General features: G+C 33.3%; 20 protein-coding genes. 9 read left to right on the top strand and 11 right to left on the bottom strand.

The window, feature by feature from the left end; all coding sequences use genetic code 11:
- Window positions 1-153: 153 nt before the first annotated feature.
- From HGP29_RS25425 to HGP29_RS25435, 3 genes are all read left to right on the top strand, one after another.
- Window positions 154-1,083: an alpha/beta fold hydrolase gene (locus tag HGP29_RS25425; RefSeq protein WP_211093420.1), complete on the top strand. Its 930-nt coding sequence runs from the start codon at window positions 154-156 to the stop codon at window positions 1,081-1,083.
- A 177-nt stretch (window positions 1,084-1,260) separates the two neighbouring features.
- Window positions 1,261-1,803 carry a sigma-70 family RNA polymerase sigma factor gene (locus HGP29_RS25430; RefSeq protein WP_168885282.1) on the top strand — a complete coding sequence of 181 codons (543 nt, stop codon included), beginning with the start codon at window positions 1,261-1,263 and terminating at the stop codon, window positions 1,801-1,803.
- A 126-nt stretch (window positions 1,804-1,929) separates the two neighbouring features.
- Complete coding sequence (locus HGP29_RS25435) at window positions 1,930-2,205, top strand: hypothetical protein (RefSeq protein WP_168885283.1); 276 nt, start codon at window positions 1,930-1,932, stop codon at window positions 2,203-2,205.
- Window positions 2,206-2,358: 153 nt separating this feature from the next.
- On the opposite strand, the gene HGP29_RS25440 is transcribed toward HGP29_RS25435, so the two are convergent.
- The 11 genes from HGP29_RS25440 to HGP29_RS25490 form a co-directional block, all read right to left on the bottom strand.
- Window positions 2,359-4,560 carry an endonuclease gene (locus HGP29_RS25440; protein ID WP_168885284.1) on the bottom strand — a complete coding sequence of 734 codons (2,202 nt, stop codon included), beginning with the start codon at window positions 4,558-4,560 and terminating at the stop codon, window positions 2,359-2,361.
- Between the two features lie 118 nt (window positions 4,561-4,678).
- Window positions 4,679-7,621: a DUF5689 domain-containing protein gene (locus tag HGP29_RS25445; protein ID WP_168885285.1), complete on the bottom strand. Its 2,943-nt coding sequence runs from the start codon at window positions 7,619-7,621 to the stop codon at window positions 4,679-4,681.
- Between the two features lie 47 nt (window positions 7,622-7,668).
- Complete coding sequence (locus tag HGP29_RS25450; RefSeq protein ID WP_168885286.1) at window positions 7,669-10,389, bottom strand: TonB-dependent receptor; 2,721 nt, start codon at window positions 10,387-10,389, stop codon at window positions 7,669-7,671.
- Window positions 10,390-10,417: 28 nt separating this feature from the next.
- Window positions 10,418-11,464, bottom strand: a complete 1,047-nt coding sequence (locus tag HGP29_RS25455; RefSeq protein WP_168885287.1) for an endonuclease/exonuclease/phosphatase family protein — start codon at window positions 11,462-11,464, stop codon at window positions 10,418-10,420.
- A 12-nt stretch (window positions 11,465-11,476) separates the two neighbouring features.
- A complete protein-coding gene (locus HGP29_RS25460) occupies window positions 11,477-12,346 on the bottom strand; it encodes an endonuclease/exonuclease/phosphatase family protein (RefSeq protein WP_168885288.1) in 870 nt (289 codons plus the stop codon).
- 483 nt (window positions 12,347-12,829) lie between these two features.
- Window positions 12,830-13,981 (bottom strand): sugar transferase, encoded by a 1,152-nt coding sequence (locus HGP29_RS29100; protein WP_168885289.1) that lies wholly within the window; start codon window positions 13,979-13,981, stop codon window positions 12,830-12,832.
- A 70-nt stretch (window positions 13,982-14,051) separates the two neighbouring features.
- Complete coding sequence (locus HGP29_RS25470) at window positions 14,052-15,173, bottom strand: glycosyltransferase family 4 protein (RefSeq protein ID WP_168885290.1); 1,122 nt, start codon at window positions 15,171-15,173, stop codon at window positions 14,052-14,054.
- Window positions 15,142-16,683, bottom strand: coding sequence for an O-antigen ligase family protein (locus tag HGP29_RS25475; RefSeq protein ID WP_168885291.1), 1,542 nt, complete (start codon window positions 16,681-16,683; stop codon window positions 15,142-15,144). Before HGP29_RS25475 ends, HGP29_RS25470 begins: the two co-directional genes overlap by 32 nt.
- Window positions 16,680-17,888 carry a glycosyltransferase gene (locus HGP29_RS25480; RefSeq protein ID WP_168885292.1) on the bottom strand — a complete coding sequence of 403 codons (1,209 nt, stop codon included), beginning with the start codon at window positions 17,886-17,888 and terminating at the stop codon, window positions 16,680-16,682. The genes HGP29_RS25475 and HGP29_RS25480 overlap by 4 nt, the downstream gene beginning before the upstream one ends.
- Window positions 17,889-17,898: 10 nt before the next feature.
- Window positions 17,899-20,061, bottom strand: coding sequence for a GumC family protein (locus HGP29_RS25485; RefSeq protein WP_168885293.1), 2,163 nt, complete (start codon window positions 20,059-20,061; stop codon window positions 17,899-17,901).
- A 12-nt stretch (window positions 20,062-20,073) separates the two neighbouring features.
- A complete protein-coding gene (locus HGP29_RS25490; RefSeq protein ID WP_168885294.1) occupies window positions 20,074-20,730 on the bottom strand; it encodes a TolC family protein in 657 nt (218 codons plus the stop codon).
- A 225-nt stretch (window positions 20,731-20,955) separates the two neighbouring features.
- Here HGP29_RS25490 and HGP29_RS25495 point away from each other — a divergent pair, with 225 nt between their 5' ends.
- From HGP29_RS25495 to HGP29_RS25520, 6 genes are read left to right on the top strand one after another with little or no spacing between them, the layout of a single operon-like run.
- Window positions 20,956-22,026: a glycosyltransferase family 4 protein gene (locus HGP29_RS25495; protein WP_168885295.1), complete on the top strand. Its 1,071-nt coding sequence runs from the start codon at window positions 20,956-20,958 to the stop codon at window positions 22,024-22,026.
- A complete protein-coding gene (locus tag HGP29_RS25500) occupies window positions 22,023-22,814 on the top strand; it encodes a class I SAM-dependent methyltransferase (RefSeq protein ID WP_168885296.1) in 792 nt (263 codons plus the stop codon). Before HGP29_RS25495 ends, HGP29_RS25500 begins: the two co-directional genes overlap by 4 nt.
- Window positions 22,811-23,707 carry a glycosyltransferase gene (locus HGP29_RS25505; protein ID WP_168885297.1) on the top strand — a complete coding sequence of 299 codons (897 nt, stop codon included), beginning with the start codon at window positions 22,811-22,813 and terminating at the stop codon, window positions 23,705-23,707. Before HGP29_RS25500 ends, HGP29_RS25505 begins: the two co-directional genes overlap by 4 nt.
- Window positions 23,704-24,891 (top strand): glycosyltransferase, encoded by a 1,188-nt coding sequence (locus tag HGP29_RS25510; RefSeq protein WP_168885298.1) that lies wholly within the window; start codon window positions 23,704-23,706, stop codon window positions 24,889-24,891. The genes HGP29_RS25505 and HGP29_RS25510 overlap by 4 nt, the downstream gene beginning before the upstream one ends.
- Window positions 24,884-25,504, top strand: a complete 621-nt coding sequence (locus HGP29_RS25515) for an acyltransferase (protein WP_168885299.1) — start codon at window positions 24,884-24,886, stop codon at window positions 25,502-25,504. Before HGP29_RS25510 ends, HGP29_RS25515 begins: the two co-directional genes overlap by 8 nt.
- A complete protein-coding gene (locus tag HGP29_RS25520; RefSeq protein ID WP_168885300.1) occupies window positions 25,497-26,423 on the top strand; it encodes a glycosyltransferase family 2 protein in 927 nt (308 codons plus the stop codon). The genes HGP29_RS25515 and HGP29_RS25520 overlap by 8 nt, the downstream gene beginning before the upstream one ends.
- Window positions 26,424-26,425: the final 2 nt, after the last annotated feature.

A 26,425-nucleotide genomic window follows, 5' to 3' on the forward strand; every position in this document is an offset into this window, starting at 1 on the left:
GATACCCATCTACCTTTGTAAAAGATCAAAAACAAAAGATCTGTTTTCAGAATTTGAACTATAAATTTTAGAACTATGAATGCCTTATCATCCTACCTTAATGAGACTATAAATAGCATCAATATTTTAGATAAATTTTACGCTTCATTTCTTATGTTTTGTACGAAAGAGTACAAAGGACTTAAGAAACAAAGAGCATTAAATAAATATTCAGAAAATCCCACATTAAATAACCCATCAGATATTAAGACAGAATATACTGTTATTAATACTATTAAAATTAGGTATGCTCACTATAGTAACCCTGGAAAAGAAACTATCCTATTACTCTCCCCATTACCCCAAAGTATTATAGCTTATGCACCAATTTGGAACGATTTGATAAAAGACTATAATGTCTATGCTTACGATCTTCCTGGGTTTGGTAGAAGTGAAGGTGGTTTAGAGTTTATGACCTTCGAAGCACAAGGGCAATTTCTACATCATTTTATTGAACATTTCAATATTAAAAAACCACATATTGTCGCTCCTGATGTCGGAATGCCAACAGCTATCTACTATACCGCTCAACATAAAAAGAATGTATCCTCTTTGATAATAGGAGACGGGCCAGCTATTAATCCGTCAAATAATGGATCTATTATTGAAAAGCTTGGTTTCTCAAAATTTTGGCAATTTCTAATTGGAAACTTCGTTGATGCGGGTGCCTTTGTTGAAGTTGGTAATCGTTTAGGATATGTCAACTATACACCCAATTCATTTGAGCTATCTGACTATATAAAATCTTATAAAGGAAGGCTTTCTAATCCAATAGAGTGGTTTAAGAAGTATCCTGAAAGCTTAACTACTTTAGATCCATTATTGGAAAAGGTCAGTGTTCCAACATTAATATTTTGGGGTGAAAATGATGAGATTCTACCAAAGGATAATGGAATTAAACTTCAAAACAGAATTAATCAGAGCGAGATCAAAATTTTTAAGAATTGTGGTCATTTCTCTTATCAAGATCAATCGGAAGAGTTTATGACAATGATTCAACATTGGTTGAACCAACAATTAGAAGGTAATAATAAGAATGATTAGGTAATGTAATTTGATAATATTGTATTTTTAAAGTACTCTTAAAAGTAGATATCTATGATGTCTACTTTTTTTGTTATTGAATATCAATACTATAGAATGTTTATTGATAGATAAATGATCTCATTCTGAGTCTTTTTATCTTTGTTACGTCTATGAGGTGAATACTTATTTTAATCTATGGAGACAACAATAATTTGGAATCAATTTAAGGCTGAGCTTTTAAACTTTATCACTTATAAGGTAAGTGATAAAATGTTAGCAGAAGATATTTTACAAGATGTTTTTATTAAGATTCATCAGAAGAGAAAATCACTCTCTGATGATAGTAAACTACATAGCTGGATTTATCAGATTACAAGAAATTCAATCATTGATTTTTATAGAAAGAAAAAGCTTTCTACAGACTCTTTATTAGAACATTTGGAGCTTCCTGAAGAAGTTGATGATGTTGAAGAGAATATTAAAGCTTGCACAGAGTGTGTAAAACCATTTATACTAGAATTACCCGAGAAATATAAGGATGTTCTATATAATGTCACTTATGGTAATGTTTCACAAAAGGAATATGCCATAATGAATGATCTTACATATTCAACTGTAAAAACAAGAGTTCAAAGGGGGAGAGAGCAATTAAAACATTCTTTTGAGACTTGTTGTGATGCAGTAGAAGATATCCAGGGTAATATCAGCTATAACTGTAAAAATGGTTGTAATAATTAATTTTTTTTTGAGTCCTTTTTGAAAACCTCCGTCTCCATAGGTGAAAAGACAATCAAATTAAACCTTATTGAATCATGGAAAAAGAAATAAAAAACTGTTGCGATAATAAAAACTGTACTTGCAAATGTGAAAGAGACGAGCAAGGTAACTGTGTTTGTACTTGTACTTGTGAGGATGGTACAATATGTACATGTATTTGCAAAGACGGTAAATGTGAGTGTGAAAACTGTACTTGCGAATGCAAATGTAATGAAGATGGTTCATGTACATGCACTTGTAAATGTAAAGACGGTAGCGAATGTACTTGTACTTGCAAAGATGGAGAATGTGATTGCGACTGTAATTGTAATGAAGAAGATTGTAAAGATGAAAATTGCTGTACAACATCTTCAACACCTCTAGATAAAAAGGATATTAACCCTTCAGATATCTCAGGATGTTGTCCTCCTGATTGTTGCTAAGGTATAATGCCATAATCATTTCGTAAATTAAAAAGCGACCATTCCATATGTAATTATGAAATGGTCGCTTTTTAATTTAATATAGATCAATTCACTATTTCCAAATAGAATCGATAAATTCTGGATGATCAACATAAGGATTTCTATTTCCTTGTAATAAGAAAATAGCCTCATTTCTATCAATTTCCTTTTGTGAAACAGGGTCAGCCTCATGCCATTCTAAAAGCATTTGTAAATAACCACTTTCAAAAACTTGTCCTGTAGTGCCATTAAATACATAGTCTGCCTCTGAAGAATTTTGATCCCAAGAACTTATTTCATCCTCATAACGCGTAGCCATGTAGAAATAGATTCGTGCAATATCTCCTTTGTATTCATCGATCGGTTCAAATACTTTTTGTCCATCTGCATTGTAACCCAAGATAGAACCGTTTACTGTTTCAGTTCCCCCTGAAGTTACTTCTCCATAAGGGTTGTTACTTCTTGTATTGTTTACTTTTTTATCAGCAGGAATAACATGGAAGATATCACTTTTCATTGGTTCATCAGAATTGAACCAACTTTGAGGCATAGAGTGCTCTCTGTTATAATATTGTCCTTCCTCAGTACCTCCAGAACCAGAATCTTTGTCAGTGATTTGAGTAAACTCATGCTCGCCAGGTTGGTCACCATCAGGAACACTTGGGTTTGATGGATTAGGAATATCAGTATACATATCCCATACGATCTTACCTTCACCATATTTATCATCTGTGGTAGTATAAGCATCCCAAAGTGCACTATAACCTAAATTGACATAATTTTCTGAAATGATATTATGTAAGGTAGATTTTAAGTTGTAACCTGATAATCCATCAGCTAATGCATAATAACTACTAGGGTCTACCGAGATAATCTCTTCAGCGTTGAATTTAAAGTTATCAATAGAATAACCACCATCATTTACATTTTCTTCACCTTCATATAAGAATGCTACAACAACATTTCCATAAGAAGTCAAATCAATATTTCCACTATGTGTCCAAGTACCATACCCACTAGAACCGTCATTAGATAATGTTGCGTTGATTTCAGTCCAAGTAGCTTGTGAAGGTGCAGCAGATCCATTAAAATCACTAGAGACCATCACTTTTAGCGTAGCACCCGTTGCAAATTCTTGTCTTGTATCAAATGATATTACTTTAAATTCTGCATTATTTACATCAAGAATAGGAGAGATTAACCAAACTTTTCTTTTTTCTTCCTGTTTGTAAACAGTCATATTTGCGTAACCATTGCTTTGGTATTCATTATAGAACCAGCCTTGTGTTCCCTCTTCTACGATATTATTCCAACCTTCGATAGCAATATCATCATATTTTGTTCCCTCGAATGCTTCTTTTATTTGACGAACAGTCTCAGAAGGAGTAGGTTCTTCTTCATCGTCATCATTGTCTTCGTCTTCATCATCCTCGTCATTACCACTTGATAATGTGAAATCTACTAAATCTGCAGAAGGAGTATTGATATAAATTTGAGCATCATCTCTAAATCGAGAAACTAAACCGTATAAAGTACCTGTACCTTCTGGTAGTGTATCACCAGCAAAATCAGAATACCCGCTAGTTCTTAAAATAATATCGTTATCAGTAGAACCATCGTTTAAATATCTATTTTGTGTTGACTCATTTTCAGCATCTGCGAAAGTTTTACCCTTATCACTATTCGCTACAGTAATATTTTCAATCATCACTCTTCTACCTACATAGTAGTCTAAGTCTTCTTGAATTTCATTAACTGTTGCGGTATAGGTTACCAATTCTTCTTCAGCACCCGTAAAGAAATAACGTTTCATAATCGGGCTAGGAATTCTTCCTGCTGCAGGCGAACCTTCATATAAACTAGGTACACCTAATTGGATATTACTTCCATAAGAACCTAAGACTAGCTCGTCGCAAATAACAGCTACTTCTTGACCTAATTTAAATTGGGTGTATAGGGGAGAGCTGTCGATTCTGATCAAAATACCACCCGTTGTATCTTGGATGTAGAGCTCTTTATATACATTTCCTTCTTCGTCTGAAGAAATAACTTGCCCTACAATTGTAGTGTTTTCAGGAATTGCAGTGGTATCATTATCACCATGACCAGCTGTAGTGTGCAAACTCTTTAAATCAGCAATAGTCATTGTTGCTGTATCATCAGGAAGAGCTGCATTCGTAGCCGCTTCGGGGTCGTTATATTCTGTATCTACACAGCTTACTAGAAACAATCCCAAAAGGAAAACAATTAGTCTATTTGTAAAAACCTGTTTCATTTATCAAAGTATTAAATTATAAGCGGTTAAGAGTCTTTATCGTTTTTACGCTTGATATTGAACTCTAATTAGTTCCCCACAAAAGTTGCGAGCTTTTGTGGGGAGGAGTGTTAAGGTCTTATTCAACAACCTTTTCTTTAATAGATACGTTGTCGTAAACAACCACTGCACTACCATAAGTTCTAATCTCAAAGTAGATAGAAACTGCATCTGCTGGAGCAGTATACTCAGCAGTGTATGTATTCCAAGAACCATTACCAGCACTATTTTCTAAATAGTCGTTTGGATCCTTGATATCACCAATTGATGAGTTAGCAGCGTTTTTAAAGAATGACCATAATCTACCGTCAGTACCGTCACCAGACTCAACATTGTAGTCGAAGCTTACGATATAAGTTTTACCTGCTTGAATAGAAATAGTCTGAGATATATCTTTAGTACCACCTGCTGTATGTTTAACAGCTGATGACCCTTCGTTTACAACTGTTGATTCCTGAGAAACATTTTCAGCTTTTGTCCAGCTATCAGGTTTATCATCTGTCCAATTTTCGAAACCACCATTTAAGATTAAGTTCTCACCAGGAGCTGGTGCTGGATCGACAGGAGTCTCATCATCTTCTTCCTCAATTTCACCTGCTACAACAGTTTTGATAGTCCAAGATGAGGCATCCGTATTAGAAGAAGCTAAATATTTGAAAGCGATATAATAAGAACCACTTGTTACCACAAATTGCGATAAAGATTCACCGAACTGTGCTCTATCAGTTTCTGTAGATAATACTGTCCAAGAAGCTTGTGATGGATCACCACTTCCTGCATAATCAGAAGAAACCATTACTTGTACTTTTTCAAAACCTTTGAAGTAGTTTAAGTTCTCAGTAACTAATAAACCTGGTTTTGTGAATGATGAGAAATCTACAGTTGATTTAGAAATCATCCATGATTCTACCTCGCCATTATTATAGCCATTGATAGAAGCCTCACCGTTTGCTGCTGCCCAAATTTCTTCGTTTTGTAGTACATTATATGTCATAAAGTCGATAGATGTACTTGTTAGACTGCTACCTAAAATATCATCTCCAGCACCAATTGTACCTGAAGGAGGTAATACTTCTTCTTCTTCAACAGTAGCTCCATCGAATGAGAAGTCTGATGCACTCTTGATACCAGGAACTCCGAAATATGTTAAGATATCACCTTTAACCCATACTTCTTTTCCGGCCATTTCAGGATTATCTTTCAAGTTTAAGCTCGATCTGATAAATGAACCTGATAATAATTGAATTGGCATACCCTTCGTTGCATCCGCTTCATCTGCTGATGCAGCGATAACAATATTAGAGTAAGACGAATTATCAGTTGCTCCTGCTTCAAAGTTACTAGCTAAAGAACTACCATTAACTGAACCAATGATGTATCCTTTAACCCAAACACCTGTTGCATCAACATTTTGTACCGCAGCAGCAATATTATAAGCATCCGTTAAGATACCTGTACCTTCTGCATCTATTGGAGGGGTAGTAGTGAAACGCTCATTTGTGAAATCAATATCATCTGGAGCATTTAATGTTAACTGAGGAGTACCATTGAAAATGGTAAGAATAGCTTGAATAGTACCGTTTTTCTCTGGTAAAGTTTCACCAGCAAAATCAGAATATTTAGAAGTACGAACTACAATTGTATTACCATTTGCATCTACTAAAGTTCTGTTGTATGCACTGAATTCATCGTCAGCATATTTTTTACCTAGTTCAGAATCTGCAAACTGAACATTGCTTAAGGTTACCCAAGTATTTGATAAATCTTCGATGTTATCAGGTAAAGCTGACAGATCTAAAGCTACTGCACTAGGAACATTTCCTTCAACACCAGCAAATAAGTGGTTATTGATCTCGCTTTCCTCAATGTTACCAAATTTCTCTTCGTAGATTCCCCCCATTTGAATAGAACCTCCATAGTTACCCATATACAAGCCTTTTGCTTTGATAAATACTGTTTGTCCTAAAGCGTAATCAGTATATAAGCTTGTTTTATTTAACTTGATTTGGATACCGTAACCGTTATCTTGAATTGTAATGTATTTGTATACATTACCTGTTGAATCTGATGAAATCACTGTTCCTTTGAAAACAACATCTGCTGTCATTTCCATCAAATCAGAACCATCATACATATCTAATACTTCTTGAATTGAATGCGTTGTTTCAAGATCACCAGCATCAGGAACTTCCTCAAAACGATCACTTTCAAAAACCACATCATCAGATGTATTTAAAGTCAGTTGAAGCGTACCATTATATACCGTTAAAATTGCACTGATTGTACCACTTTGTTCTGGTAATTCCTCATTTGCAAAATCTGCATATTGAGATGTACGAACGATAATTGTATTGCCTTCTGCAGTTGTTAATGTTCTGTTGTAAGCACTAAACTCATCTTCAGCATAAGTATTTCCCATTTCAGAGTTATCGAACTGAACATTTGCAACAGAAACCCAAGTATTGTATAATTTTTCAATATCCTCCGGTAGATTATCGATGTCCAATACTGTAGCTGTAGGAACTGTTCCTTGCTCACCAGCAACGATATACTCATCTATTACATCTTCTTCGATGTTACCAAGGCTGCCTTCGTAAACACCACCAATTTGTAAAGTACCACCATAGTTACCTAAGTATAATCCTTTACCTTTAACAAATACAGTTTGCCCTAGAGCATAATCAGCATATAAGCCAGATTTATTCAATTTCACTTGAATACCGTATCCGTTTTCTCCTTGTAAAGTAATGTACTTGTATACATTACCCGCAGAGTCTGATGAAATGACTGTTCCTTTAAAAACGACATCATCAATAATTTCCATCATGTCAGACTCGTCGTATAAATCGATAACTTCTTCAATAGAATGAGAAATTTCAATGTCGACAGTGCCTGTTTCATCTTCGGGTTGACCTGGGCCGTCTAGTTCTTTTTCATCTTTAGCACATCCAATGAATAAAGATGCTACTAAAAAGCTTACCAATAAGCTTCGAAAGAATTGTAGTAAATTGTTCTTTTTCATCATTACAGATTTAGTGAACAGAAAAAATTAGAATTGATTTATTTTTATTAGAAACTTAGGCTCAGATTAACAAAAGCTCTGATGCCTTGTGCGTAGAAATATTTGTTAGCAAACTTATTAGGATTACCATCTACAAAATCGAATCTGTATTGTTGGAATCCAGTAGTTTGTATATCACTATTGTTGAGAATATTATTGACATTAAGGTTTACTCTGAATAAGTAATCTTTAATCTTCCAACTTTTACCCGCGGAAACATCCACTGTAAAAGTATTTTTCATTTTCTCTTGGTGTAAAATTGCGTAGTACTCATCAGAACCATATTCAATACCCGGTTCGTTGATGGCTCTATCTGTATATCTAGCAGGGTTTAATGTAACGAAACGGTCACCTAAATAATTGACTTGAACACCAATAAACCAATATTTTTTAGACCAATATTCTAAACCAAGTGAACCTGCTTCTTCAGGAGATCCTCCTACATGTCTACCATTATAGAAGACTGTTTCATTATCACTTAATTTCTCAGAACTGTTGTCTACAGTAGTTGTAGCATATGGGTTTGCATTATAAGTATATGTTGCCTTTGTATAGGCTCCTTTAAGTCTTAAAGCTTCTGTGATATTGTATTGTAAACCAACCTCAACACCTACATTTTCTTGACCAACACCCGTTAATACATAGTTGACAAAGTTTTGATATGCATCATCATAATATGAAATTACATCTGTTAAGTCAGCAATTTGCGTATAGAAAGCAGATGCTCTAAACTTTAAGCGTTGACCTCTGTAGTAATAGTTTAAATCATATGAAGTCACTTTTGAAGACACTAGATCTTCAACTGTTTCATTTCTAGTTCTTAATGATGTGAAACTATCTTGGAAATAAGGAGCTTTAGTAAAGAAGGCAGCATTGGCAGTAATAACATTTCTACCGTTGATAAAATATTCACCACCTGCTTTTACACCATAGTCTAAGAAACTTAACACATCGGATTTACCATAAGAATCTTCTGGGAATAATCCTTTTAATCGGTTACCAAAACGGTACATCGAAGTATTTGTAAAATTACCTCCCAAGTATACCGAACCTTTAGCGAATGATTTTTTTACTTGACCCCACCAATTTGCAGTTTGGATATTGGCATCATAATCATGACCAATTCTATCACCTTCTCCTTTTACAATATTGTCATCATTGAGGTCATTAACTGCAGCCACTGGATCGATAAAATCTCTATCAGCAAAATTATCAATATCTACCCAGTAATCACCACCAAGTAAATCTCCAATGGTATTGTAGTTATTACTTTGGTACAGTTGATATTGTAAACCTGTGTGTACTTTCCAAGTAGGGTTAATGTCCCAAGTAAGCGTAGGATTGATGTCTAACTTATGAGAATCTAAGTGACGTTCTTCGATAATATAGTGAGATCTATTTCCTGAAACCGTTTCACTGTCAGGATCTAACCAGTCTGTTGGTACAGTTTGGAAGTTACTACGGTTCATATCATACATAAACTCCCAATCTACTTGACCAAACTCATCTGATTTCCAAAGCTCAGTAAGCATATCACCAGCAACATCATTACCTTGATCATATTGATAAGAAGGTAAATTACGGTAATAATCAGGTCTAGGGTCAGGAGCATCATACCAGTTCATTGCTGTTTTCTTTCCTTTACCTAAAGTATATCCAACACTAGTATTTAATCTTAATTTATCATTGATTTTCCAATCGTCCTTTAGGATAAACGATGGTGAGATCGTTGTTTTTTCTCTTGAATTTCTTTTCTCACCTTCCTGATAACCCCAATAAGGGTTGTAAAAGTTAGTCCCTTTTAAATCATAAACTTCCTGAACTGTTGCTCCTTGTTGACCTCTAGTAGAAGGAGCAACAAAAGAAGTAAATACAAGTTTATGTTTTTTGCTGAATTGCTTTTCAACCGCAAAGAAACCCGCCCAAGCATCATAAGTAGTTCCTTCTACATATCCTTCTTGTGCCCATCTTCTTGAACCTGAAACTGTAAATGCCCAACCATTATCTAACAATCCTGTTGAATAAGTTAGCATTACTCTATTTTGATAACTTGAATTACTGAATGAATAACTACCCTTAAAACCTGGTCGTTGCTGTGCTGGATCAGTAAGAATATTAGTTGATCCACCGATATTAGAAAAAGAGAAATCAACAGGTGACAAATTGTATGTTGTTTCTTTATTTCGAGTCACATCATTTAAACCTCCCCATAAAGACCAAGAAGCATAACCTCTTTCAGGATTGGCCATATTCACACCATCAATAAATACATTTAAGTAATTAGATTGATAACCTCTTTGTCTAAACCAATATGGTCCCCAAGCATATCCAGCTATTGAGCTATAGGCATCTCCTGATGAGAAAAGTAAGCCTGGAGTTGACTGAGTATCACCATCACCGGCATCTAAGTCTGTTAATGAAAGTGCAATAGTACTTGCTTCATCTAACTCAGGAATCATCTTAATAATCATTCCGTTGGATAGGGGAAGGTCTACCGGATTAAAATCATCCAATGAAATATGAACCATTGCATTTTCAGGTAACCCTACACTCGGTACTTTAAACACACCGTCCTCATTTGTAAGGTATGTATTCCCGTTTACTATAACTTGTACAGCAATCATTGGAGCTTCAGTTCCTGTGATAATAACTTTACCTTGGATGTCAGCTTCCTGCCCAAATACTGAGAGATGTATAAGGGTAATTAAAATTGTAAATAATCTTTTCATTATAAAAACGAAATTGAAAAGGTTGCTATTATTTAGTTGTATCTACTTTCTTTAAAAGATATATAACAACAGGAAAGTGATCTGAGTAACCTCCAGCATAATTTCCTCCTGCATATGTTCTAAAAGGGTATCCTTTGTATTTGCCTGATGAGTTCTTTAATTCATCATAATTACAGATGCTAGCTTTGTAAAAAAATAAGCCATCTTTATCCTCTTTTAATTCTTTTGTGATGATAATTTGATCAAAAAGATTCCATCTATCTCTATAGGCTAGAGACCCCAATCCATTCTTATACATCTTGTAATATGGGTTGTATAAAAAGTTCTTTTCATTAAGTTTTTTAGCGTCTCCAATTGCTCCTAACGATTTGTATACGCTTTTATTTGTAGGGTCATCATTTAAGTCACCCATGGTTATACAATTCATGTTAGGATGAGCAGTTCTTAAAGAATCGATAATTTGTCGATTAAGTTTCCCCGCTTCTTCTCTATATCTAGATTCTGCTCTTCTTGAAGGCCAGTGGTTTACAATAACAGCTAAAGCTTCTCCACCTAATTGACCTTCGACGATAAGTTGGTTTCTTGATTTGAATTCCCAGTTATCACCAGCATACGTTTCTTTTATCCTTAAATCTCTTGCTGAAACTTTTGTAACATGAAAAATATCCTTTCTATAGATTAAGGCAACATCAACACCTCTTTTATCTGGGCCTTCAATTTGTGCAACACCATAATTATATTTCGATAGGGCAGGTTGATTCACCAAATCTTCTACTACTCCTTTTGTTTCTATTTCTGATACGCCAACAATAGTAGGAACATCTTTTGAAATATCTGAACCAAGCTTGGCAATGATCTTAGACATACGTTCCTGTTTTTCTAAGTAACGCTTACCAGTCCATTTGTTTTTACCATTAGGAAGAAATTCATAGTCGTTTTTGTCTTCTGTATGAAGAGTATCAAATAAGTTCTCGAGGTTATAAAAACCAACTGTATACACTTTATACTCTGCTTCTTGAGCATTTGAGGTTAAAGAGTAACATAGAATGAAGAAAAAGTAAAGTAGTTTTTTCATAAAAATCAGTAATTAGTTTGAGAACACACTCAAAACAGGTCGATGATCACTTACTTTTGGATCATAGTAACCAGAACACTCATCCAATGTCAATGTATAAGCATCAACAAAACCATCAAAAAATTCATCAGTCATTAATATGTGATCAATATGGCTTGGCCAACCAGGGTATGACCAATTCAAAGGATCATCAGATCTTGCTAACGCTTCATCAGAAAACTGATAATTTGTACGATCATCAATAAAGACTTTATAGTCTGAGGTATTTGAAGGAATGATGGTATGATTGAAATCTCCTAAAACGATCACCTTTTCGTTGGCATAATTGGAATCCAAATAATCTTTTAACCTTTTTGCCCCTTCTGATCTTCGATAATTATTTGTTTCTCCACTACAACATTTCATATGTAAGTTGATCACTGTAAATTCCTGACCAGAGGTCTTATCTTTAAAAGTCACTAATAAAGGTTTCCTAGGAAAAAAATAGCTTTCAAAATCACCTGATGCTAGAATCTCTTTTGATAAAACTTCTAGATGATCTGTTCTGTAAACGAAGGCCAAATGGTAATCGTCATTAACGCCAAAAGCAATATCTTCATCAACAATTACATCATATCGTTCATCTAATTGTTTTATCTGATCCAGCTTTCCTGTTTGTTCAATTTCCTGTAATCCCCAAACATCATAACCACTTTCAATAATCGTGGCATTAACGAATTCAGTAGTTTCTGTATGCTTTGGAAAATGTTCAATATTCCATGTCAACACCTCAAGAGTGTTCTCGTTTTCTGAATAAGAAAGACAAGGAACTAAAGCATTATCTGTTTCTGGAAGTGAAACACTAGGATTGTCAACATCGGAAGAACACCCAATAGTAGACACACAAGCTATTATAGCAAGAAGATGATATGTTGTTAATTTAATGATAAAATAGAAAAGATTGAAAGTTTATAAATTGAAAGAGTACGGGTGCAAATGAACAAACTAGATTTCAGAAATTCTAACAAATTTTCTTTTCTTCATTTTACGATAACAATGTACAACCCAAATATAATTTTATAACACAATATACATTTATTGTTATATTTATCTATTGTCCATATTCTTGAAAGAATAATCTATGATATAGAGAAAAACTATACATTTTTTTCGTTGTGTTAAAATCGTCAATGAATGTTAATATTAACTGAATATTAATTCACTAATCAAATTTATCACAAAAAAGCATATAATTTATCTTATATGCTTGATTTAATGAATGTTAAGATGGTGCTATTACCTTTATTTTCGATATAAAAAATTTAAAGTGATTTTTTTAGACAATAAAAAAGGCCAACCCAATTTGAGTTGACCTACATTTTATATTTACTCTTCTTTTTGAAGCATTGCAAATGGTGTCTGATAAAGTAGCCTTAAATCTCTTCGTAAACTATACTTGTTAGCATAATTTACATCTAACTCTATTCTTTTTTCTGTTGTCATAAAAGGATCTGAAGCTTTTTTCACTTGCCATAATCCAGTAATTCCTGCTGAGTTTGAAAAACGACCAACTGCAAAATCTTGCGTTAACTGTTCTGCTTCATATACTGGTAAAGGTCTATTCCCTACCAAAGACATATGTCCTAAGAAGACATTAAACAATTGTGGCAATTCGTCGATACTTGTTCTTCTGATAATTGCCCCAACTTTAGTTACTCTTGGATCATTTTCTAATTTAAAGAAAGTAGCACCTTGCTTTTCGATCTTCAAATGGTTTTCTCCAATTTTGTAACCATTGTCACCAATTAAATCGCTTCCTTTCGGAATATCATTCTTATTTACTTCCTCTTTTGTTTCTCCATAAGCATTCTGATCTTTAAGTTTCTCAACTAAATGATCAGCATTTACCAACATGGATCTAAACTTGAAAAAAGGAATTTCAGAATAGTTTTTTCCGATTCTTTTAGATGTGTAGAAAATGGGTCCAGGAGATTCTAAACGGATAGCAATCGCAGTCAATATGAAAATTGGGCTAAGTAAAATAAGCAGAGTGGAGGAAGCAACAATATCGAAACCTCTTTTGGCTGCAAAATAAAATTGCTTCTTGGTTGGTAAGGATACCTTATTGATCTTTAATAATTTTCCTTTATTGTTTTGATTTTGATCAGGATACTTATCAACTAGTAAATTCTTTACTTTTAAGGTTAATTCTTTTGGTAAAAATGGTTTAACAATAAAATCATTGACACCTTGTTCTAAGGTTTCAATTTTGGTCGTAGAGCAATCTTCACTACTTAAAGTAATGATTGGCAGATTTTGGAATTCTTTTTCAGACTTCAAAAATTTGATAAGAGATATTCCATGTTCATCCTTTAGGTTTAAATCCATGATTAGAAGATGAACTTTTTGATGAGAGAGATGCTCTTTTGCCGCATCTATAGTAGAGCACTTATGAATGATATAGTCCTCAGTAAGTAGATTACTGACAAAATCTAGCATAAATTGATCATCATCTAAAATAACTATGTTTTTCGACATGATTGAAGTATGGGATGATTTTGATTAATATTTTATAACCTTTAAACATACATCACATAATAATCGTTCATTATGCGAGTGCTTTTTTATAAGCTTTTAGTGTATTTTTTATAGATGCATCTTCTGTATATCTTTTTACCCACTCAAAACCCTGATTGCCAAGAGCTTCTAATTTACTAGGACGTAATAAATAAAATGATATTTTTTCTACTAATTCATCTACATTATATTCAACTAAATCGCCTCCTTCGCCTACAATTTCATGAAGGGCTCCTCCTTTAGTACTAATTACTGGTGTTTTGGTAGACATGGCCTCTAGGGGAGTATATCCAAACCCTTCGTATAAAGAAGTAAACACAAAAAGGTCTGCTTTGTTATAAAATTCATTCAATTTATTATCAGGGATATAACCAACAAATTCCACATTACGCAGTTGTAACTCCTCTGCCATTTTGGGATATGGTGTATATTCTGGAAAAGCCCCTGCAATCTTCAGCTTAGCATAAGGGAATTTTTTCTCAATAATTTTCATTGCTTCGAGAAGCATTCCTACATTTTTTCTTTGCCCCAAACCACCTGTATAAATAATATTGAATGTATCTTTTCTTTCTATTTGAGCAATATTTTCAATAGGGAAAAACTGATTGAAATTGATGAAATTTTTACTAACATAAATAAGGTCTTCTGGGTAATCCGCATATTTCATGCAATCTAATTTTGCAGTATCAGAAACAACTAGAATAGGTGTATTCTTTTTCTTCAGTTGTTGAATGACCCATTTATAGTAACCTGTAAACCATTTACTTGCTTCAGTGACATGAAGTAACGATACATCATGCATAGTAACAACGGATGGATTTTTTAATAATGAGCAAGCATAACCGGAAATAAACCAGTGTCCATGTATTAAGTTAGTTGAAGGTGTATTCTTTATTCTTCGATGAATAAAATAGGGTAAGATATAAGGATGTAATGATCGAAAAGATTTGTAATGTATTTTATTAATCCAACTATACCTATGGTATTTTCGGTCTGTATGATCTCTTTTATATACCTTATATAATTCTGTATCAAAAGATAACTTTCTTAAGCCTTCGCCTAATTGATAGCTATATCGGCCAATCCCTGAATTAAAGTGCTGACAGGAAACAAGGGTTATTTTAGTGTCTGGGTTGATTAAATTTTGCTTCATATTCTTTGGTTTTTCTAATTCTCATTTCTTTGATTTTAGCTTCATGTTCAAGTTTTAGATTATGTTCTTCTAATTCCATTTCTTGAAAATGATCATGTATATGGTCTATTACCCGCATCAATAGTGCAATAAAAATCCATAACATAATACTGAAAGGTAAAATACCATTAACATCTTGTGCCTGTTCAACGATAATAAATGAACAGAGGACTGCAAATAATACTAATAGTAAGACCTTAAGTTTTGTGTCTTTAATTTTCCAAATTTTTGTATGCCGGAGCGAATACCATATAAAGGTGAAATAAATACCCATATATATAATATAACCTATCCATCCTGTTTCTACCATAACTCTAATGTGGCCCGAATCAGGTGCAAAGTTTGCTAGCATAGTTCCCGGCGAGAAACGTACGCCCCAAACACCTGTACTACCCAAGCCTCCACCCATGGGGTGTTTCATAATCCAAGGATACATGGCGTTTCTGTTTTCCTCACGTTCTTTGTAAGAAGTATCTTCAGAACCAGCAAAAGTGGATTGAATTCTCTGTATATGGTAATTATTAGAAGGGGTAATGATCAAAATAATAAAAAAGAAAGCGAAGATTCCTCCAGCAATGTAAATTTTAAAGTTACCCCAAAGACCTACAATAATTGCAGTAATTACGACCACTAATGCGATACCTGTTCTTGTTCCTGACCAAACTAACGCTGGTAATGAAATGATCGTCCCAAATGCGATCACTATTATAGAAGGCCATTTATACAAGTATGCTACAACAGCTCCTGCTACAATAATAATTGCCATCAACATACCAAAATGGGCCGGAGAAGCTAGTGTGCCAAATATTCTCCAACGTCCAGATATATATACTAGGTGTTTTGCATCATTAGCATATACCCAGTCCATTTCAAAAGGAAAGTAGCCATTAATATTTTGAATCACCCCCCAAACAGAACTAATATAACTACATAATAAAAGGAAAAAGAAGAGGTGTTTAATGTCTTCAATACTTCTAAAGTAATAGTAAGCTATAAAGTATAAAATGGGATAGAGTACATAAGGTCTCATCACAAAAAACCATGCGACTCTAGAACCAGCAATAGGATTGACCACTTGAAATACATTCCAACCAATCCAAAGGGCAATGGGAATCATCATGGGAACGATGAATGTACTCTTATAATCCTTCATCTCACTGCATTTATACAAATGTCCGAGAATGGTAAAAAGGATGGCAAAATCTACCCCTAAACCAATAGGGACAGGTAAATTCATCTTTAAAGGAATACCAATAAAAATACTAAGGAAGATATACAGGTATATTGAAAACTTGATATAAAAGAATAATGATAGTAGAAGTGGTACCGTAATACTCATCACAGCGATGCCTATCCCTAAACCCCAATGGTGTTTAATGGCTAAATATGCAACGCCTGCTGCTAATAAAGAGGCTATTACAATCGTTGCTACCGTGTTTATTGAGTTATTATTTGGGACCGGTGATATCATTCTTTGTTTCGTTCAGTATGAATAAAATTACCTTTTGCTTTTCCAGAAAATATACTTAGCAATGAATATAAATTACTCATTATTATATGAGGTAAACGAATTATAAGACTGGAAAATGAATGAGAAAGACCATTCCCTAAAATAAAAACAATACCACCAATTAATAGTACTAAAAAGCTAATTGTAAATAGGTAATACGTTCTAAAAAATAATAGTTCTAATAGTGATAATAAGGGAGTGATAAGCATTAAAATACTCCTAGGAGGTCTAAAAATACTAATGAGATAATCTAAAGCTTCAATGTCGAACTTAAAAAAAATCTGTTTTAGTAATCTAGGAAGAAATTGGAATGCTGTCATATATTGTTCAGCAAACCATCGACTTCTTTGTTGTTTTAATACTTCAATGTCTTCCGTCTTTTCTTCATATAATATAGCTTCTCTAGCATAGATGCCTTTCGGTTTTTTATCTCCTAAAATCCACTCAAGAAATAAGTTTTTATCCATACCTGGATTATTTAACGATAAATGGTCTATTCCATTAATAAAGAAGTCCATTGAGATGATAAAGCCACTTCCTGTAAGCTCAGGATTCCAGCCCAAAGCACATTTATAATTACGTAATGAAACATCGTTTAACCGTTCTGATATTTCATCATAATGCCCCACTGATTCTCTAAGGTTTAATGCTGATCTTCTTCCTTGAATATATTCATAACCAACATTTCTGAATTTTAGCAATTCACTAAAAAAATGTTCACCTACACAATTATCTTTATCCAATAAAACGAGATGAGTAGGCGAATACTCGCTGATCATTTCATCTTTTTTAAGCCATTCATTAAAGTACTTTAGAGCTTGTATATAAGTATTCCCTTTATCTGATGAGAAGGATTGATTGAGCATTGTAATCTCATAATTATTGGCCTCCTTAATGATATCTTCAGGTGTCTCTTGAAAAAGAACTACTATTTTAAATTCAACTAAGGGAGCATAAACGTTAATCGATTCTAAGCTTTTAATAAGTACATGATCGGCTTTATATGCAGGAATGAATATAAGCCATCGGTCATCATTAGGTGTATTGTAAGAATCGCCGACTTTTTTCTTATAGAAAGTCCCCACTATCAATGTAAAAGAGAGATAAGAGCAATAGAAAATGAGATAGACTCCGATAATAATATATAGTATTAATAAAATACTCATAGGGTTAATTTTATAATGTTGTTGATGTTAAAATTCCTCCAATAACATTGGCATGCTGTTCTAACATATAGGTTTGGTTCTTGATGTCGTCTCTTTCAAATCTTCTATGTAACTCATATACATAAAAGATATCAGAAGATAAGTTTAACCACTCCATCCAAATAGTAGCTTTATGGGTAGGAGGCGGAATAATGATTACATAATCGAAGACAGTACGTAAATGGGATAAGGTATAAAACCACTCTTGTGGTAGTTTGAAATCATAAGGAGAACAACTTTGTTCCGATAGATTTAGAATACAGTTTTCTCTACTTGCCTCAAAAGTATCTATACTCACAATAGGGACCTTTATCTCTTTCTCTGATAAAGGCGAAAACCAATCATTATAAATAATGATTGATTTCAAAGAAGATTTCGCTAACATTTGCTGAATTTCTATAGCCGTATCAAAAGTGATCGAATTGGTTCTTGCCCCCATAAAAGAAATAATATTCTTATTGGATTTGGGAAGATCTACAATTAATCTCCTTATATACTTCTTACTATCAGCATTTTGATCTGCTACATTTCTTCGTTTGATATTATCCCGTTTAGTCTGAATATACTTATAGAATTTAGGAGTAAACCTCGAGGTAAATTCCCGGATTGGAATGATATATAGACTGGTAATAATTGGGATTTTTGCATGTTTTTCTATTTGAGCCGGAAGGTGATGATTCGGATCAAATATTATTAATAAAGCAACCGTTACTAATAATAAAATAGTTGCACCCACAAAAGCACCTACTATGATTAACCCTTTCTTGGAACTAATCGCTTTAATAGGGAAACTCGCCTTTTCTATAATAAAGAAGTTGTGCCCAGCGTCTCTTTCTAATAATTCTGCAAAATATTTTTTCTCAAGAAGTATTAAATAGTGTTGGTTATCCGTTTCAATCTGATGTTCAAGTTTTGTGATATCAGAAATGATATCTATAAACTTTCTCGATGTAGAATTAAGCTTACCCATTTCCGTTTGAAGGGATTTAAGCTGTGCATCTAATTTTACATATTCAATTTGTTTCTTTAAGTAGTCACTCACCATTGCCTGCTTGGCTAAACTCGGATCATAAGTAGTGTTTGTCACCGAATTGCTTAATTTCTTATTGATTTTAGTTTCAAGCAGGTTGATTTTCTCATTGATTTTATAAGGGTAATCACTTGGTAATTTCTCAAGATTATATGCATTATATTCTTTGTCTCTTTGAAGTTTTCTAAGAGAATCTTTTAGCATCATGATCTCGGTATTCAACTCTTGTGAGTTTCCCTGAAAACCAAAATCGCTTTTATTTTGTAATGTTCTTTCTAAGTAATCAATTGTGTTTTCAACAGAACGCATGTCTTTTTTCACTAAAGAAATCTCTTTCTTTATTTCAGCAGAACGCTCAATAATAAATTTTTTAGTCGCCTTTATATCAATGACATTATTTCTTCTCTTGTATCGCTTAAGGGAATCCATCAATTCTACTAAATCTTGTTTTGCATTGATACAAGATTTATTGATACTTTCAGATTTTTCATGGTATCGACTTTGAAGCTCAAAACGGTATTCTCGGATCCAAGCATCTGTTAAGGCATCTACTATAAATTTTGCATTGTAAGGGCTCTTATCCTCAACACTTACTTCAATGTATTTACTACTACCAATTCTATTAATTTTTATCCTTTTGTTCAGGTCTTCAACACTAAGACCATTAAAAACTAAGATGTTATTAATAATTACATCAACAGGTCGTTGTAAATCAAATTCAATAAAGTTGTCTAATAAAAACTGAGCTCTTTTTATGATTTCCTTCTCCGAATATAAATCTGTCTTAATTTTAATATCATATAAGTTATCGGTTTGTAGACTCTCAATGAGAATCATTAATTGAACATGTTGTATTACTCTTTTGATCCTTGCTATTTCTAAAAGGTCTGTAAACATCAAACCAATTTCGAAAAGCTGTAAGGACTTAGAAGTTACAGAAAGGCTACCGTCAGTATTTAGTTCAAATTGAAGTTTTGCTTTTGATTGATAGGTTTTGAAGTCTGAAAGTTGAGTATACAAAACGACACACAAAACTATAGGTATACCTAACCAGAGGTATATCTTCTTTACAATACTTTTTAAAATGTAAATTAGGTTTTGCATTGATAATCTTTCTTACTCGCTAATCAGTAATTCCATCTCGTGTTGAGCCAACGCAGCTCCAACTTCTGCTTCTACTTTAGCTACTTGGGTTTCGTGTAATCTTTGTTCTAATCTTATATATTCATCAATTTTTGCTTCGCCTCTCAGCAATTTATCCTTTACTAACTGTAGAAGTTCTTTCTGACTTATTTCTTGCTCTGTAAGGATTTTAAGCTGTTCAGTAGCCCTTAAATAATTGGTATAGATTTGTATGTATTCTCTTTGAACAAGCTTGATTTGATTTTTATACAACATCTCATTTTTAACGACTTCTAACTGAGATTTTCTAACTCGGTTATTTAATGAAGTAATAGTAAATAGATCAATAGATAAACCCACTCCGATATCACTAAATGCACTGATTTGAGCAATACTTGCGGAATTTGTATACCTAAATGTGTTCACTTGAAAACTAAAAGAAGACAACCAACTTTTTCTTTCGGCTGCTAATTGCTCTTTCGAGATCTGAACTTCTATATCCTTAGCTTTTATTAAGTAATTATTTTCTAGGCCAATTGCTGATAATGAATCAATCTGGCTTTCTACATATAGTGGTGAATTTTGTGCTTGCGCGTAAAAATTTGATAAATAAAGTAATACTAATGTGAATGAAATTGTTTTTAGATTCATACGAAACAATAGTTTATCTTAAGATAGATAATCTTTTGAAGAGTCTTACCCCTAAAGTTTCATTTAGATAAATATTTATATAAGAATATTCTAATAGTACAAAATGGACTATTCTAAGACGGATAATGCCGTTTGTGATCATTTCAATTATCTATTGGACTATTCTAAAAGACACTATTATTTTAAAAAATCTATGGTTAATTTCAGTATAAACCTAATGATAAGATGAATATTAAGTGGCTATCTTGCGTAGAAAAAGGATGCGGAATAGGAGAGTATTCCGATCAAATGGTCGTTGAACTACTACATCAAAATCAGACGTCAACCTTGTACCGTAAAGGTACTCCAAGTACGTATGCTATTGATTACCCTCATCGATCCCTGAGAGGATTAAAAGATTATATCGCACCTTATTATTTATATAAACAACTAAAAAAAATTGATAGTGAGGACACCATATTACATGCAGATAATATTGACGCTTTTACTGCGATACATTGGTCTCAGAAGAAAACCAAGATAAAATGTGTGACTATACACGATGTTATCCCATTAATTTATCCTCAGAAAAATCAATGGCAACGGAGATATTATAATTATCAGTTAAAAAGTAGCATCCTGCATAGTGACCAAATATTTACCGTTTCTCATTATTCCAAAAATGATCTTATAGCTAAAACAGGTGTAAATGAGAAAAAAGTAAAAGTGATTTACAACGGAATTAATCACGACCAATTAAAACCGGTAAAGAATAAAAAAGAAAATGAACGGTTCACCATAAGGTATATTGGAGGCTTAGGTGCTGTACATAAAAATGCAACAGCTCTAATAGAAGTTGCTAAAATTTTAGAAGAGAAAAATATTGACTTTCTCATGCAAATTGGAAGTGGAAATGCGGCTTTAACACCATTACCTTCATTAGTTGAAAAATATAACTTAAAGAATATTGAGTTTGTTGGTTATGTGAAGGATGAGGACAAAGCTAGCTTCTTAGGACAGGCTGATTGTTTTCTATTTACTTCTTTATACGAAGGGTTTGGATTTCCACCTTTAGAAGCTATGGCTTGTGGTACACCTGTTGTTTCTTCAAATGCCGCATCACTAAATGAGATATTACATGATGCCGCCATGCTTACTTCTGCCTCACCATTAGATTTAGCTAATAATATAATCAGACTAATAGAATCGAAAGATTTACAAAAAGAATTAGTTGAAAAAGGAATAGAAAGAGCATCTCATTTTACTTGGGAAAATTCAGTCAAAACACTTAGAGAGAACTACGATTCTATATTATGAAAACAAATACACCTAAAGACAGATTTTCTTTATCCATCGATCCATCTTGGAGGGTATTAGAAATAGGAGGAGGGCATAATCCTCACCCAAGAGCTAACGTTGTTGTTGATAAATATGATAACACAAATAATGGGCATAGAGCAGGAGATATTGTTGTTCGTAAAGGACAAGAGTTTATTTTAGCAGATGGTGAAAATCTACCATTTGAAGATAACGAGTTCGATTATGTCATTTGCTGTCATGTCATCGAACATGTTGAGAATCCCACGCAATTTGTAAAGGAAATGACGAGAGTTGGAAAAAGAGGCTACCTAGAAATGCCATCTTTAATGGGAGAATACCTAGTGCCAAAAGGATCACATGAATGGGTATTTATGGATATTGATGATACTGTTGTCGGTCTAAAAAAGAATTCCGTTGGACCAATTGGAGAAGATTTAGATTTTGGAGATTTCTTCCTTTACTACCTTCAAAGAGAGTCGATTGCTTTCAAATTATTAATTGAAACTTATCCCAATATCTTAACTGTTCGATACGAATGGGAAGATTCTCTTGCTATAGAAATGAATCCAACCGATGAAAAAGTAAGAGACTATTTCCATGGTGCATGGACCAAAGAACAAATTCTTAATCAGTTCCCAAAAAGGACATTAAAACAAGAACTATCTGTTTTCTTTAATGCATTTATGCATCTCACCAGAGCCATGTTCTCGAAAATAATTACAGGACAACGATTAAGAAAATTAGACAATAGTATAGGGTTGAACACTCAAAAAGTGAAATCATGAAAATCAGTGTCATTGTTCCTACACATAATAGGGAAGAATTGGTCTTATATTTAGCGAAATCACTTGCTGAACAAAATTACCCTAAAGAGGATTATGAGGTTTTCATTGTCTGTGATGGCTGTATTGATAATACTGTAGCTTTATTAGATGAAAATTACGGTCAACTTAATAATTGGACTATTTTATCGATCAATCAATCTGGTCCGGCAAAAGCTAGAAATACAGGTGCTCAATTAGCCAATGGTAAGATATTAGCATTCACTGATGATGATTGTATTGCAGACCCCAATTGGTTAAAAGCTATTTCAGAAGCTTTTGATAGTGATGAAAACCTGATAGGTATCGAAGGGTTAACATTTACGGATAATAAAAATGTGACACCTCTCACACATCAAATTGAAAATTTAAATGGCAATCCAGCATTACCGACTTGTAATGCAGCTTATTTAAAAAGTACGTTTGAAGAGTTACAAGGCTTTGATGAATCTTTCCCTTATGCTCATAATGAAGATGCCGATTTTGCATGGCGACTGAAAGAAAAAGGGAAGGTGATCTTTTTAGACAGCATGAAAATTTATCATCCTCCACGAATGGAAAGTCTATCCAAATTAAAAGGGAGAATGAAAATATTAGAGAGTGAATTTCCTCTTTACTATAAAAACCCATTTCTGTATAAAAAGTATAGAAATACCAATCCCTGGAGAACTATTTATATTGAAGTGTTTCTCTATCACCAATTGATGTTTCTAAAACATGTTTTAGGTTTTTTCAGACGACCAAAAACCTTAAGTAAGGGACTCTCTTTAGTAGTTTCTTGGTGGGTAAATTTAATCGTACTATTTCCTTCATTCTTAAGAATGGATCAAAAATATAAAAAGCAGTTTTCTTCATGAGCAATAAAACACCCATAGTGATGCAAGGGCTCACCCGTTTTGACGAAAAATACGGAGCAACTTCCTTATTTTTAGCAAAAGAATGGGCTAAGGATCGTATGGTATTTTATATTGATCATCCTTTTACCTACAAAGATAAATTATCCAGTCATCTAAAGCACTCGTTAAAAGTTAGGTCATCAATTCTTGAAGGTAGGAACTTGTTTTTGCAACCTTATACTGAATTACCTCAGTTTATCAATATAACCCCTAACATTGTATACCCAATTAATTTTCTTTCTGAAGGTTCTCTATATAAATTCTTAAAGCAGAAGAATCTAAAACAGATTGAAAAAAGTGTAATGAAGGTATTGAAATACTTTGGGGTGACTGATTTTTATTATATCAATTCATTCAATCCCGTATATAATATCATTTCAAAAACCTTTGTACCTAAAAAAACTATCTATCACTGTGTTGATCTTATATCAGGAGAAAGATATATAGCAAAACATGGTATAAAGGCAGAGGTTAAAGCTGTAGCAAAAGCAGATCAGGTGATTACTACTTCAGATCAATTGAAAGATCGATTAAGTAAATTAAATTCGAAAACGGAAGTTGTTCATAATGGTGCTGATTTCTCTCATTTTCAATTAGATGAATACCCTTATCCCGAGGAATATTCAAAATTAGGTGAAGAACGTTTAAAAGTGGTCTATGTAGGAAATCTAGGTCTAAGGATTAATTATCAATTGATTAAAAGTATTGCATTAAAACATACAGATATCGATTTTATATTTATCGGCCCTATTAATGAAAGAGAGTTTGAAGGAGAAGATTTAGTACCGATCACTAATATTCATTTTCTAGGAGCAAGACCCTCCTCAGCTGTTCCTAACTTTATTTACCATGCAGATATATGTATGATTCCATTTGTCATCAATGATTTAACATCATGTATCTATCCACTAAAAATTAATGAATATTTCAGTATCGGTAAACCAGTTATTAGTACAGAATTCACCAATCTGAGTTCTTTTCAAGACTTATTGTATACTTTTTCAGATGTCAAATCTTTCGAAAAAGCAATCCTTGAAATCAAACAAGAGAATATTGAAAAAGGAAGTCGAAGAAAAGAATTCGCAGAGAATAATGATTGGTCGAATAAAGCGAGAACATTTCTTGAAATCATAGAAAATGATTAGTGCATTAAAAAATATTGTCACCCAAAACAACAGCTTAAAACAGTTTATTCATTCGTTAATTGTCAGCAATTATCGTCCTCGTTTATGGGTACGATTATTCTGGAATCCTTTTGTTCATACTATTGCATTTTCGTCGACTATACGATGGTCTGTAAGAAGGGATTTGTTTCCTTTCAATGCTTTTAAAGTTGGACATAATACCATCATTGAAAGTAGGGTAACTTTAAATAATGCTGTTGGAGATCTTGAAGTAGGGGACAATTGTGTTATTGGAATAGGCAATACTATTATTGGTCCAGTAGAGATTGGAAATGATGTGATCCTTGCACAGAATATTGTTATCTCAGCGTTAAATCACAATTATGAAAACCCCGAGCAACCTATTGTGGACCAAGGAGTCAATACCAAAAAAATACAAATAAAAAGTGAAGCTTGGATAGGAGCAAATGTTGTCATTGTACCAGGCGTAACTATTGGCAAACATTCGGTTATCGGAGCAGGGTCTGTCGTTACAAAATCAGTTCCTGATTATCATATAGCTGTTGGTAACCCTGCCAAATTAGTAAAACGTTTCAATTTCGGAACACAAAAATGGGAGAAAATTCATGAGTAAATTGGTATCAATAATCACAGTAAATTATAAGAATAATGCAGTTACTCTAGATTTATTACATTCTATAGTTGGACTAAATCGGAACGATCTTGAGGTAATTGTTGTTGAGCTTGGAAGCCAAAATTTTGATCCATCCATCTATCAAGCGATCATAAGTGATATTGTAGTTATACATAATAAAGAAAATCTAGGATTTTCAGCGGGAAACAATTTAGGTATTACTAAAGCTTCAGGAGAATTTTTGTATCTTGTTAATAACGATACGATACTACTTAGAAATAGTATAGACCCATTAATCAAAATATTAAATGACGATCCAACGATTGGAATCGTCAGTCCTAAAATAAAATACTATGATGAACCTAATACAATACAGTACGCAGGATATACCCTAGTGGATACCCTGACTGGAAGAAATAAAACTATTGGAGAATATGCAAAAGATAACCCTGAATACAACCACTCCTATGAGGTAGGCTTTATTCATGGTGCGGCCATGATGACTAAAAAAGAGTACATCTCAAAAGTCGGATTGATGCCACTTGACTACTTTCTATATTATGAAGAATTGGCTTGGTCAGATTGTTTTCATAAACAAGGTTTAAAAACTTATTATGAAGGTAATGCTGAAATTCTACACAAAGAATCCATGAGTGTTGGAAAGAACAGTCCTTTGAAAGAATATTTTATTTTCAGAAATCGATTGTTGTTTATGAAGCATTATACTTCCTCAACACAGTTCCCCATCTTCTTTATATTTATTTCAATTTTCTCACTACCGAAACGTTATTTCTCATTGTTATTTCAATCCAATACCAAAAACTTAAGGAAAGCTTTATTAACGGGATACACAGATGCGATATCATATTTAATCAATACCAAAAACCATATTCCCGATAAAGGATTGAAATTTCTATAATA

Origin of the sequence: Flammeovirga agarivorans (assembly GCF_012641475.1) — a bacterium.
Classification (GTDB): Bacteria; Bacteroidota; Bacteroidia; order Cytophagales; family Flammeovirgaceae; genus Flammeovirga; species Flammeovirga agarivorans.